General features: G+C 73.4%; 10 protein-coding genes. 5 read left to right on the top strand and 5 right to left on the bottom strand.

What is annotated here, in order from left to right:
* Positions 1-19: 19 nt before the first annotated feature.
* The 3 genes from ACGFNH_RS02800 to ACGFNH_RS02790 all read right to left on the bottom strand — a co-directional run bounded on the left by ACGFNH_RS02800 (position 20) and on the right by ACGFNH_RS02790 (position 4,770).
* Positions 20-2,026: an FAD/NAD(P)-binding protein gene (locus ACGFNH_RS02800; RefSeq protein WP_393651168.1), complete on the bottom strand. Its 2,007-nt coding sequence runs from the start codon at positions 2,024-2,026 to the stop codon at positions 20-22.
* A 134-nt stretch (positions 2,027-2,160) separates the two neighbouring features.
* A complete protein-coding gene (locus ACGFNH_RS02795; RefSeq protein ID WP_393651167.1) occupies positions 2,161-3,921 on the bottom strand; it encodes an alkaline phosphatase D family protein in 1,761 nt (586 codons plus the stop codon).
* 207 nt (positions 3,922-4,128) lie between these two features.
* Entirely contained in the window at positions 4,129-4,770 is a 642-nt protein-coding gene (locus ACGFNH_RS02790) for an HNH endonuclease family protein (protein ID WP_393651166.1), read from the bottom strand.
* Between the two features lie 229 nt (positions 4,771-4,999).
* Between ACGFNH_RS02790 and ACGFNH_RS02785 the strand changes: the two genes are divergently transcribed.
* Both ACGFNH_RS02785 and ACGFNH_RS02780 read left to right on the top strand, forming a co-directional pair.
* The gene (locus ACGFNH_RS02785; protein ID WP_393651165.1) at positions 5,000-5,833 is read left to right on the top strand and encodes an ABC transporter permease; all 834 of its coding nucleotides are present in this window, start codon (positions 5,000-5,002) and stop codon (positions 5,831-5,833) included.
* A 328-nt stretch (positions 5,834-6,161) separates the two neighbouring features.
* On the top strand, positions 6,162-6,743 hold the full coding sequence (locus ACGFNH_RS02780; RefSeq protein ID WP_393651164.1) for a TMEM165/GDT1 family protein: 582 nt from the start codon (positions 6,162-6,164) through the stop codon (positions 6,741-6,743).
* Positions 6,744-6,841: 98 nt separating this feature from the next.
* On the opposite strand, the gene ACGFNH_RS02775 is transcribed toward ACGFNH_RS02780, so the two are convergent.
* Complete coding sequence (locus tag ACGFNH_RS02775; RefSeq protein ID WP_393651163.1) at positions 6,842-7,528, bottom strand: HAD-IA family hydrolase; 687 nt, start codon at positions 7,526-7,528, stop codon at positions 6,842-6,844.
* Between the two features lie 489 nt (positions 7,529-8,017).
* Between ACGFNH_RS02775 and ACGFNH_RS02770 the strand changes: the two genes are divergently transcribed.
* The 3 genes from ACGFNH_RS02770 to ACGFNH_RS02760 all read left to right on the top strand — a co-directional run bounded on the left by ACGFNH_RS02770 (position 8,018) and on the right by ACGFNH_RS02760 (position 11,815).
* Positions 8,018-10,105 carry a DHA2 family efflux MFS transporter permease subunit gene (locus ACGFNH_RS02770; RefSeq protein WP_393651162.1) on the top strand — a complete coding sequence of 696 codons (2,088 nt, stop codon included), beginning with the start codon at positions 8,018-8,020 and terminating at the stop codon, positions 10,103-10,105.
* A 124-nt stretch (positions 10,106-10,229) separates the two neighbouring features.
* Positions 10,230-10,934 (top strand): hypothetical protein, encoded by a 705-nt coding sequence (locus ACGFNH_RS02765; protein ID WP_393651161.1) that lies wholly within the window; start codon positions 10,230-10,232, stop codon positions 10,932-10,934.
* Between the two features lie 158 nt (positions 10,935-11,092).
* On the top strand, positions 11,093-11,815 hold the full coding sequence (locus ACGFNH_RS02760) for a hypothetical protein (protein WP_393651160.1): 723 nt from the start codon (positions 11,093-11,095) through the stop codon (positions 11,813-11,815).
* Between the two features lie 149 nt (positions 11,816-11,964).
* Here ACGFNH_RS02760 and ACGFNH_RS02755 read toward each other — a convergent pair whose 3' ends face one another.
* Entirely contained in the window at positions 11,965-12,300 is a 336-nt protein-coding gene (locus ACGFNH_RS02755; RefSeq protein ID WP_393651159.1) for an antibiotic biosynthesis monooxygenase family protein, read from the bottom strand.
* Positions 12,301-12,470 lie beyond the last annotated feature (170 nt).

Raw genomic sequence — 12,470 nt, 5'->3', positions numbered from 1 at the left:
CGGGGAGGGCGAGCGGGGTTCAGGATGCGGTTGCCCCGCCTCCGTTGGCGGGGGCGGAAATCGCGAGCGGCTCCGGGCGGCAGGCGCCTTCGTCCGCACGGGGAGGCCCGCTCTCCGGCGACGGTACGGGCCGGGGCGGCGTGCCGTGGGCGAGGGGAGCCGCCGTCGCACGCAGCGCGGCCCGCGCCACCGCGTCCGCGTCCGTCAGCGTCACCGAGTTGACGCCCGGCCGCGCGCCCGCCGCCGTCACCCAGTGCACGCCCTCGGTCGGTACCCCGACCGCGAACCGCCGCGGGTGGGCCCGCCCTTCGGCGTCGATGAGCCGGTACGGGCTGCGCGTCACGTCCAGCCCGCCCGTCTCGTAGCCGCCGGCGAGATGGGGGCGGCAGCCTCCGGTGCCGAGCAGCCGGGTCAGCAGCGGATCGGTGGTGCGGCGCAGGTCGGGCTCGGGCAGCCGGGCCTCGATCAGCGTCGTCACGCTCACCTCGGACCCGGGGACGGCAGGGGAGTGGGCGGTGAACCCGTGGCCGCCGCCGGGCGTACCGGGGCGGACATCGAGCCGGGGCCCGAGCACGTCGAGGACGCCGGCCTCGATCAGCGCGGCCATCTCCTCGATGCGGCGGCGCGGCGGGCCGATGGAGAGGAAGGCGTTGAGCGGGGTGTACCAGCGGTCGAGGTGGTCCCGGCGCGAGGTGCCGGAGAGCCCCGAGTGGTCGACGATCTGGCGCAGTTCGTTGCGCAGGTCGCGGAGGACGTCCAGGGCGGCCTTGACCGGCCCGGCGATGTTCCCGAGCCGGGCGTGCTCGGCGTCCTGCCGCAGATGTGCGACGAGCCACCGGCGGAAGTCCCCGGGGCCTGCGAAGTCCCGGTCGCCGTACGGCCGCGCGATCTCCACCCACGACCAGCGCTCGCCGGGGGCGACGGAGAATGCGTCCAGCACCGCGGCCTCTTCGGCGCTTCCGTGGCGGGTCGCGAGGAAGCGCTCACGAAAGCCGGTCTCCGTCATGGGCGTGGCGAGGCGGCGCGTGGCGAGCAGTGCCTCGTAGTGGACCGTCTCGACCTCCTTCGCGACGAGTGGCCACACCTCGGTGAGGAAGTCGGGGAAGTCCCCCGCGTCCGCGCGGGCGCGGAAGCCGGCGATGACCGCCGGGGTCAGCAGCAGGGGGACGTGGCGGCCCAGCGCGCCCTTCTCGTTGTCGCCGCGCGCGTGGTACGGGACGCCGCGGCGCGATCCGGCGTACAGCCGCGGCTCCCGGCCCGAGGCGCGGTAGTGCAGCAGGCCGTCCGGGCCGCCGGTGAACCGGCCGCCGCGGCCCGTCGTCAACAGGGCGAGATGGTCGAAGAAGTTGAGGCCGAGACCGCGCAGCAGCACCGGCTCCCCGGGGGCGATACGGGCCAGGTCGAGGTCCGCGGGGTTCGCGGGCGGGCAGTGCCGCAGGCCGTGCGCGGCGGCGTACGCGGAGAAGCGTTCCTCCTCCGCATTCGGCAGGACCGGCAGATGCCCCTGGGCGAGGACGACCGCCGCGAGCCCGGCCAGTTCGGTGCCGTCGTCCAGGGCCAGGAGCTGCTCTCCCACGGCGGTCTCCGTCAGCCGTACGGCGCGTGCCGTGTGGACCCGCACCCTCACCTGCTCGGGAGCGGCGCGCACCACGCGCCCGAAGACCCACTCCAGATAGCGGCCGTAGAAGGCGCGGGTCGGGTAGTCGTCCGGGCCCGGGCAGTCCGCGATGCGTAGCGCGGTCGCCCACTCGTACAGGCTGGGCCCCGGTCGTACGGGGCCCTCGCACGCCACGCTGGCGTCGGTGAAGAGGGTCACTTGCGAGGCGACCGTGTTCATCAGCAGTTCGCGGGACTGCCCGGTGTGCCACACGCGGCCCGCGCCGGGCGGGGCGGGGTCGACCACGTGGACGGTCAGCCGGGCGCCGTCGGGCAGGAGTTCAGGGGCCGAGGCGCAGACGCGCTCCAGCACGCTCGTGCCCCGGGGGCCGGCGCCGACGATGGCTATGGCGTGGTGCTCTCCGGCCAAGGCGGCTTCTCCCGGGGGCAGTGGTGCACGAGCGACGCACCATCATGCCGTTCGCTGCACCGGAGTCGAACCCCGGACCGGAACCATCCGCTCCGTTGTGCTGGGGATCACGTCCCGTCGGTCCGGTGTGCGGCTTACGCCCCCTCGGGCGGCGTCTCCGCGGCACCCCCCGCCACGGGGTGGGTGATGTCGCTGTCGTACGCCGTCTCCAGACGTGCCGCGCCCTCATCGCCCCGCTCGGCCCGGTCCAGGCGCAGCCGGGCCGTGCGCCCGTGCAGGGTCAGCGTCATCAGGTGGTTGCCGAACCACGGCCCGCCGGCCTTCCCCCAGCTGATCCGCGGAGGCTGCACCCGGCCCCCGCGCCCTATACGCGCATGCCGCGCCAGCCAGGAGCCCAGGCGGCGCCCCGCCCGGCTCCAGCCGAAGCGGAAGCCGACCTTGATGGAGGCGGGGACGCTGTTGTGCACGGGCGAGCAGGTGAGTTGGAGCACCCGCGACCCGGGCCGCTCGGCACCCTCCGGCCAGAACGGCTCGGCGACGTAGGCGTGGTGCACATCACCGGACAGCACGCACACGGTCGCCGGCGGCCGCGGTCCCGTACCCGCCTCCGTGACCAGGTCCGTCAGGGCCTCGAAGGACTGCGGGAAGGCCGCCCAGTGCTCCAAGTCGCCCATGCGCCGCATGCGTTCGCCGATCCGCGCCCAGCGCGGCCCGCGCTCGCCGCCGCACAGCGCCGCGTTCCAGCGCTCCGCGTCGTCGATGGCGGGCGGCAGCAGCCACGGCAGCGAGGTGCCGATCAACAGGTGGTCGTACGCGCCGGGGCCGCCGTCCGGCACCTGCTCGCGCAGCCATTCCCACCAGCGTTCGTGGACCATCGACCGCCGGTCCTCCGGCAGCACACGGGCGGCCCGGGAGTCGACCATGAGCAGCCGTACGCGGCCCACGTCGCGGCGGTAGGACCAGCGGGTGAAGGCGGGGTCGGCGTCGGCCCGCGTCGCGAACTCCCGCAGCAGTTCGGTCCCGTCGCCCGCCTTCCGCACCTGAGCGAAGAGCGGGTCGGTCATCAGCTCGGCGGGGGAGAGGTTCCCCAGGTGCTGGTACACCCAGTACGACATCAGTCCCGCGGTCACCCGCTCCTGCCACCACTCCGTGGCCCGCATGTCCTCCCGCCAGGCCTCGCTGGTGTTCCAGTCGTCGATGACGTCGTGGTCGTCGAAGATCATGCAACTGGGGACGTTGGAGAGCAGCCAGCGGACATCGGGGTCGAGCCAGGACTCGTAGTAGAGCCGGGTGTATTCCTCGTAGTCCGCGACCTGGTCGCCGGGCGGGGTGCGCAGATCGCGGCGCGAGGCGAGCCAGCGGCGCATCGCGTCCGAGGTCTCGTCCGCGTACACCTGGTCGCCCAGCAGCAGCAGGATGTCCGGCCGCTCGCCGCCCGGGTCGGCGGCGAGGCGGGTGGCGAGGGTGTCGAGAGCGTCCGGGCCGACGGGGTCGTGGGCGGGGGTGCCGCCGTGGAAGCGGGAGGAGCCGTGGGGCGGTGCGGCCCAGCGGCAGGAGCCGAAGGCGACCCTCAGGGTTTCCGCGTCCGGCGCGTGCTCCCCGCGGTGGTCGGGGAGGGTGCGGATCGCGCTGGGCGGATACCGGTCCTCGCGCGGGGGCCAGACCTGCTTGCCGTCGAGGAGCACGCTGTACGGCACCGTGCTGCCGGTCGGCAGCCCGACGAGGGTGACGAGCGCGTAGTGGTGCCCGGCGATCTGCCACGTGTGTGCGGTGCCGCGGCCCCCGGTGCCGTCGCAGACGACCTCGACCACGCAGGGCCGGCCCGTCTCGACCCATACGGTCGCGCTGTCCTCGTCCACATAGCGAACGAGCGGTCCCAGGACCAGTCCGGCCATCGGTCTCCGCCCTCCCTCCGTCGTCCCGTACGGTACGGAACGCCGGAGGGTCACGGCGAGTTTCCGCCGCAGGTTCTTGAGGCGTTCACCGCGTACGCCGTGGATTTCCGGGGGTTTCCGCGCATCTCCGCAGTGCCGGCGCTTTCCCCGGCACTGCGGAGGGTCACGGCGGTACGACCGGACGTGGCCGTTGGCGGCTCCGCGCGGTCAGCAGCCGTTCAGGATGGAGCTGAGCGCCGACTTCTCCGCGGAGTCGAGGGTGAGGTCGTAGTGGTGCTTCACCTGGACCCACATGCGGGCGTACATGCAGCGGTAGCCGGTCTCCGAGGGCAGCCACTCGGCCGGATCCTGGTCGCCCTTGGACTGGTTGACGTTGTCGGTGACGGCGATGAGCTGGGCTCGGGTGAGGTCGTTGGCGAAGCCCTGGCGCTGGGCGGTCGTCCAGCCGCTGGCGCCGGAGCGCCAGGCCTCGGCCAGCGGGACGACGTGGTCGATGTCGACGTCGGCGGCGGCGCTCCAGGTGGCCCCGTCGTACGGCGAGAACCAGCTGCCGCTGACGGCGGCGCAGCTGGAGTCCTGCTCGACGCCGGAACCGTCGCGCTTGAGGACGACCTCGCGGGTGTTGCAGGCGCCGCTCTGCGTGATCCAGTGCGGGAACTTGTCGCGGCTGTATCCGTCGGAGGAGCCTTCGGCGCTGACGGTCAACTCGCTCAGGTAGGTGCGGGCGGTAGCCGCACTGGGCGGGGTGGGGGGTGCGGCCTGAGCGGTGGGGCCGCTCAGGAAGGCGGTACAGGCCAGGGCGGTGAGGCCGGCGAGTACGCCTATTCGACGCGCGTAGACACGGATCATGGGAACGAACTCCCTCTGGGTGAAGGGGTGCTGGCCGCTGGGGGCGCGGCCATCGTTGCGGCGCCGGGTTGCGGTGGGGTGGGCGCCAGGTAACAGCGTGACGACATGCACACGTCATATACAAGACTCCGGTCGCGAGATGTACCCGGCCGGAGCAGCGCAACGGGTGTGCCCCGGCCTGTTCTGACGGGTCGTCGGCTCCGGGGGCGGCGCGCCGTATCGTGAGCCCGTGCACGCTGCCGCCCACGCCGTGACCGCCCCGCAGATCGCCGCCGCCACCCTGCTGCCGGTCGGCGCCACGCTCTGGGCCCTGCTCGCCGTCCTGCTCGTCGCAGCGGCCGGAGTCGCCGCCCTCGCGCACCTCGCCGACCGCGAAGGCGGGCGCTACCCGCGGGCGATCGCCGTCGCCGGGCTCCGGGCGGCCGTCCAACTGGCCGCCGTCTCCTACCTCATCGGCTGGGTCGTGCGCGCAGTCCCGCTGCTGCTGGGTTTCCTCGCCCTGATGTTCGCCGTGGCGGTACGCACGTCCGGCCGGCGCATCACGGCCGACCGCACGTGGTGGTGGACCGCGGTCCCCATCGGCGCCGGCGTGCTGCCGGTCGTGGCCGCGCTGCTGCTGACCGGTCTCGTGCCGCTCAAGGGCATCGCGCTCGTCCCCGTCACCGGCATCCTCATCGGCGGCGCCCTGACGGCGACCGTGCTCGCGGGCCGGCGGTCGCTGGACGAGCTGCGCCTGCGGCACGGGGAGGTCGAGGCCGCCCTCGCCCTCGGGCTGCCCGACCGCGACGCCCGTCTGGAGATCGCCCGGCCCGCCGCCTCCGAGGCACTGATCCCCGGTCTCGACCAGACCAGGACGGTGGGCCTGGTCACACTGCCCGGGGCGTTCGTCGGGATGCTGCTCGGCGGGGCGTCGCCGGTCCAGGCGGGCGCGGTGCAGCTCTTCGTGCTGGTCGCGCTGATGGCCGTACAGGCGGTGGCGACGGCGCTCACCCTGGAGCTGGTGGCCCGGGAGAGGCTGCACCGTGACGGCGCGGGCCGGGGCGCGGAGGCGGGCGCGGGCTGACGGCGGAGGGCGCGCGCCGGCCCTGGTGGGCGGAGCCGGGGAGGGCGTGCAGGGGGCGTGCCGGTGAGCGGGCGGGAGCGGGCCCGTGACAGGGGCCGGGGGCGACCCCGTACGCTGGGCCGAGCAGAAGGGGAGTAGCTCTTCGCCGGACCGTCGACATACTGCTCGGCCTCATGGGCCGGGCCGGCGCCCGGAGCGGACGGATCACCGTCCGCCAGCGAGACCTTCGGCCGCAGTGTCCGTGACGCTGCCGTGCCGAAGCGACTCCGGATCCGCTGCTTCCAGGTCTCTCGGTACGGCCGGCCCCTACCGATCGAGGAAACCCCGCGTGATCAGTCTCAGCATTACCGCCCTCGTCTTCGGCGTCGTCCTCCTCGCCGAACTCCCCGACAAGACCGCCCTCGCCGGGCTGATGCTCGGCACCCGCTACCGCGCCTCGTACGTCTTCGCGGGCGTCGCGGCCGCATTCGCCGTGCACGTCACGCTCGCCGTCGCCGCGGGAAGTGTGCTCACCCTGCTGCCGCACCGGCTGGTGCAGGCGGTGGTGGGCGTGCTGTTCCTGGCGGGCGCGGCGATCCTCCTGTTCAGGAAGGAGGAGGACGAGGAGAGTGTCCGGGCGCCCGAGGACCAGAGCTTCTGGAAGGTCTCGGGCGCCGGTTTCATGCTGATCCTGGTGGCCGAGTTCGGCGATCTGACCCAGATCATGACCGCCAACCTCGCCGCCCGCTACGACGATCCGCTCTCGGTCGCGATCGGCGCCGTGCTGGCGCTGTGGGCGGTGGCCGGTCTCGGCATCCTGGGCGGCCGCACCCTGATGAAGCATGTGCCGCTGCGTCTGATCACCAGGATCGCGGCGGCGGTGATGGTGGTGCTGGCGGGCTTCAGCCTGTACGAGGCCGTGGCGCCCTGACCACCGGCCGGGCGGCCCGGACCTTACGGGTGTCCGGGCCTTATGAGGGCCCGGGCCCTACGGGTGTCCGGGCCTTCGGCCTGCGCCGGTGTCCGACGTCAGCGGCCCTGACCCTGCGGGGCCGCGGTCCCGATGCGTAGCCGCAGGGTGCCGTCCTCCAGCGCCTCGACCCGTACGGATTCCAATGTCCCTACGTGCACGTCCGGGCCCAGCGAGGCCGCCCGCGGGCCCACGCCCACGACCCGCATCCCGGCCGCCCGGCCCGCCTCGATGCCCGCGCGGGAGTCCTCGAAGACCACGCAGTCGCCCGGTTCGTGGCCCAGTTCGGCGGCGCCCTTGAGGAAGCCCTCGGGGTCGGGCTTGCTCGCGCCCACCTGCTCCGCCGTCACCCGTACCGCGGGCAGTGGCAGCCCGGCGGCGCTCATACGGGCCAGGGCGAGGGCTTCGTCGGCCGAGGTGACCAGGGCGTGCGGGCGTCCGGCGAGGGCGGCCATCAGGGCGGGGGCGCCCGGGATCGGCACGATGCCGTCGGTATCGGCGGTCTCCTCCGCGAGCATCCGCCGGTTGTCGGCGAGGTTCAGTGCCGCCGGGCGGTCCGGGAGGAGCAGCGCCATGGTGGCGTGCGCCTGGCGGCCGTGGACATGGGGGAGCACCTGCTCCGCGTCGAGTCCCTGCTCCGCGGACCAGCGCCGCCAGCAGCGCTCCACGACGGCGTCGGAGTTGAGGAGCGTGCCGTCCATGTCGAGCAGGACGGCGCGGGTGGTGAGGGTGCAGGTGGCCGTCATCGGCGGGGGCTCCTGGGCTCCTGGCTGGGGGGACGCGGAGGCCAAGGCGGCCCCGCCCGCAGGTCAGGGAATACGGGCGGAGCCACTTTGTTTCTCAAACATACAAAACCGTGGCCGCTCTGCCAACCCCCTGTCCACCGCCTATTCCGGCACGCACCCCCCTACGGCCGTCGACGAGCTCCCGTCCTCGGTCGTCGATCCCGGTTCGCCCCATCGGTCGGCAACCCGCGCTCGCCGCCCCACAGACCGTCGTCGGCGCCCGTTCGCCGGCCGTCGCAAGCGCCCTCACAACCGGCCGTCGCCGAGCCCGCCCCACCCGCCGCCGACCCGGGCCCCGCCCCGCTCGGCAGGCCGCCCGCGCCGAAACGCCCCAGGATGGAAGCTGCGCACCGCACCCAGCCCGTACCGCTGTGCCACGCCCGCCGACGGGGACCGCCCCCACGACGGGCTTCGACGCACCGCCGTGCGCAGCCGCCCGAGGAGGTGCTCATGGCCCAGGACGCGAACGCACCCACCGGCACCGGCCCCGGAGCCCCGCTCCCCGCCCCCGGCGAAGGCCAGTCCAGGCGCACCGTTCTCGTCGCGATCGGTGCGCTGCTGCTGGGACTGCTGCTCGCGGCCCTCGACCAGACCATCGTCTCCACCGCCCTGCCGACGATCGTCAGCGACCTCGGTGGGCTCAACCACATCTCGTGGGTGGTCACGGCCTATCTGCTCGCCTCCACCGCCGGAACGCCCCTGTGGGGCAAGCTCGGCGACCAGTACGGCCGCAAGCGGCTCTACCAGGGCGCCATCGTGATCTTCCTCGTCGGCTCCGCCCTCTGCGGTCTCGCGCAGAGCATGGCCGAACTGATCGCCTTCCGCGCCCTCCAGGGGCTCGGCGGCGGCGGGCTCATCGTGCTGTCGATGGCCATCGTGGGGGACATCGTGCCGCCGCGGGAACGCGGCCGCTACCAGGGCCTGTTCGGTACGGTCTTCGGGACGAGCAGTGTCCTCGGCCCGCTGCTGGGCGGTCTGTTCACCCAGCATCTGAGCTGGCGCTGGGTCTTCTACATCAACGTGCCCATCGGCATCGTCGCCCTGCTCGTCATCGCCTCCGTCCTGCACATCCCGGTCCGCCGCACCCGGCACACCATCGACTACGCCGGCACCTTCCTCGTCGCCTCCGCGGCCACCTGCCTGGTCCTGATGGCCTCACTCGGCGGCTCCACCTGGGCGTGGGGATCCTGGCAGATCATCGGCCTCGGGGCGCTCGGCGTCGTCCTGATCGCCGCTCTGGTCGCGGTCGAGCGCCGGGCCGTCGAACCCGTCCTCCCGCTCGGCCTGTTCCGTATCCGGACCTTCACGCTGTGCGCGGTGATCAGCTTCGTCATCGGCTTCGCGATGTTCGGGGCGCTGACGTATCTGCCGACGTTCCTCCAGGTCGTCCGGGGTGTGTCGCCAACACTCTCCGGCATCCACATGCTGCCGCTGGTCGCCGGTCTGCTGGTCGCCTCCACCGGTTCCGGCCAGCTCGTCAGCCGGACCGGCCGCTGGAAGATCTTCCCCGTCGTGGGCACCGCCGTCACCACCGTCGGCCTGCTGCTCCTCCACCAGCTCGACATGTCGAGCAGCACCGCCCTGACAAGCCTGTACTTCGCGGTGTTCGGCTTCGGCCTGGGCCTGGTGATGCAGGTCCTCATCCTGGCCGCGCAGAACTCCGTCCGCTACGAGGACCTGGGCGTCGCCACCGCCGGAGCCACCTTCTTCCGCTCCATCGGCGCCGCCTTCGGCGTCGCCATCTTCGGCACGATCTTCACCGGCCGGCTCGGCGAGAAACTCACCTCCGGGCTCGCGGGGCGGCCGCTCCCGTCCGGCCTGAGCCTGCACGACCTCGAGACCGACGCGCGTACCCTCCTCCGGCTGCCCGCCGCCCTCCGCGCCGACGCGCTTGCCGCCTACGCGTCGGCCATCACCGATGTCTTCCTCTACGCGGCGCCGGTCGTCGCCGTGGCCTTCGTCCTGGCCTGCTTCTTCAAGGAGGACCGGCTGCGGGGATCGGTCACCTCGCCCGAGGCCAGCGAGACCCTCGCCAGCAACCCCGTCGAGCGCTCCTCGCGCGACGAGGTGTGCCGCGCCCTGTCCGCCCTCGGCAGCCGCGAGGGCCGTCGCGAGGTCTACGTCAGGATCGGCCGCCGCGCCGGATGCGAGGAGCTGACCCCCGCCGCGAGCTGGCTGATGCTGCGCATCAGACGGGACGGCTCCGCCGACCCCGCCCTGCTCGCCGACCGTACGACCGTCCCGTTCGATGTCATCTCCGCCGCCGCCCGTCAGATCGAGGAACGCGGCCTGGCGGTACGGGACGGGCTGCCGCTGGTTCTCACCGACGACGGCCGGGGCGTCGCGGGCCGGCTCGCGCAGGCCCGCGAGGACTCTCTCGCCGAACTGCTCGGCGACTGGTGGGGACCGGACCGCCCCCGCGATCTCATCGACCTGGTCCACGAGTTGAACGCGGAGCTGTGCGGCTCGGACGAGGAGCGCCCGCACGAGCCCGACCCGCGGCGCCGCTCCGGCCCGTACCGCCCGGACCACTACTGAACGTCACCGCTTCGCTCCGGGTCCGCCCCACAGGTCGGAGAGAAGGTGCGTTTGCGGCCCGAAGACGGGGCAACGCGCTGTGAGGACAGCCTCGGCACGAGGGAACCTCTGCGGAAGGGACACCATGTCCACAGGCGTCCTCATCACCTTGGCCATCCTGGCCGTGACGGCGGTCGCCATCGTGGCGCTCGTACTCGCCCCGCCGGTGCTGCAGAGCAGCGGTTCAGGGCTGCGGCGCCGGTTCGGTCCCGAGTACGACCGGGCCGTTGAACAGCGCGACGGCGACACGAAGGCGGCTCACAAGGAGCTCAGCGAGCGAGTGCGGAGGTACGGCACCCTGTCGATGCGACCGCTCCCCGAAGACGAGCGCGTGCAGTACGTGGCCCAGTGGGCCGGCGTCCAGGAGCAGTTCGTGGACTCGCCCGCGGCCGCCGTGGCCGAGGCCGACCGGCTGCTCGGCCGGCTCGTCCGTGACCGCGGCTTCCCCGCCGACGCCTACGACGAGCAGGTCGACGCGCTGTCCGTGCACCATGCCGAACACCTCGGCGGCTACCGCCGCCTGCACGCGGTCGCGAGCCGCACCGGCGACGGGAAGGCGGACACCGAGGAGATGCGCGAGGCCCTCGTCGGCGCCCGCGATCTCTTCGAGGCGCTGATCATCGCCCACCCGAAGGAGGGGCACGAACGGCTGCGCACGCGCCGTGCACGGCGGATGCAGCGCCGGCGCGACGGTGGCGGGACGGCCGTTCCCGGGCCGCGTGAGAAGGATGAGCCGAAGTCCGGCCGTCGCTTCCACCTGCCCTGGACGGGACCGACCAGGAGTGCGTGATGAAACAGTTCAACGAACGCAAGATGCGGCTCACAGAGCGCGCGGCACCGCCGGCCCGGGGCCTCTCCGCCGGAGCCGGATCCCCCAGCGGAGGATCCCGCGGCGGCGCATCCCCCCGTGGCGGGTCCCGCAACGGCGGTTCGCCTGACCGCGGTTCCGTGAAGGGCGCAGCCGCCGAGGCGGGCGGCGGCGCCGTCGCCAAGGAGCCGGTCGCGCGTACGGGTCCGGCTGCGCGTACGGGTACGGCTGCGCGTACGGGTCCGGCCGCGGCGCCCGCGAAGCCGTCCGCCGTGCCGCCGCCCCCTCCGCCGCCCGTGCCGCCCAGCGCGGGTGCCATGCCGGAGGCTCCGGTGGTCGGGCGGCGTAAGGCCGACGGGTCGCCGCGGACCGACGACCGCCACCGGTCCTCCGCGTCCTCGATGCACAGCCTGACCAACGGATCCGGTATGTGCATCGGTTCGGGCACGTCACCCGGGCCCGGGCGCGTGACCGGTCGCGGCGGTGCGGGCGTACGGCCGGTCCTGCCGCGCGCCGAGAGCGACGACCTGTCCCTGCGGCTGCAGCACGCGGTCATCGGATTCGTGGACGACCCGCGGGTCTCCGTGGAGGAGGCCGACGCCATCCTGGAGGAGGCCGCGGCCCAGTTCGCCGCGGCGCTCGCCGAACGCCGCCGAATATTGCGTAACGCCTGGCACGGCCCGGCCGATCCCTCGGCGGCACAGAGCGGGATGCCCGCGGAGGCGGGCACGTCCGGCAGCAACGGCACAACCCCGTCGAACGACAACAGCGACGGCAACGCCTCCGGGCACATCGGTACCGAGGAGCTGCGCACCGCGCTCCGCGACTACCGCGACCTGGTCCAGCGGCTGCTGAAGGTCTGACAGTCCCCGCGAGTCTGACAGTCCCCGCGAGGAGGACGCCTCTCGTACCGAAGTACTGCCCCCGTACAGGGAGGTGCCCCCGGACCGCCGGCCCGGGGGCACCTCCCTGTACGCGTGCGGACCGCCGCCGTTGACGTGCGGCCGACCGTTCAGCTCTGCTTCGGCGCCGCCTGCTGCACGACCTCGAACGACCACAGCGTGGAGCCCGACGCCGCGGGCTTGCGCTGCTCGCCGCCCTCGCCGCTTCCGCCGCCGCCCTGGTGAGCCGCCTTCATCGGGCCCTCCATCCACGCCTGGAAGTCCTCCTCGCTCCGCCAGCGCGTGTAGACGAGGTAGGAGTCCGTGCCCTCGACCGGGCGCAGCAGCTCGAACCACTCGAAGCCGTCCGAGTTCTCCACCGCCCCGGCGCGCGCCGCGAAGCGCTTCTCCAGCACCTCGCGCTGCTCTGCCGGCACCTGCAGGACATTGATCTTGACGATGCTCATGGGGCCATCCTGCCCCATCCTTTTGCGCGGTTTCTCGCCGCCCGGCACCACCGGTCAAGGCGCGGATCTCCGTCCCTCAGCCTTTATGTTCGAGCCGATACCCGGCGGCGGTCATGTGACGGGAGGGCGTCCTGAGTCTGTAATGAAGGTTCGTCAGGAGGCCACCGGGA

The sequence above is a fragment of the Streptomyces sp. NPDC048639 genome, assembly GCF_043199075.1.
GTDB lineage: Bacteria > Actinomycetota > Actinomycetes > Streptomycetales > Streptomycetaceae > Streptomyces.
The sequence above is the reverse complement of the archived record's forward strand: the minus strand, read 5'-3'. Positions and strand labels throughout refer to the sequence as shown.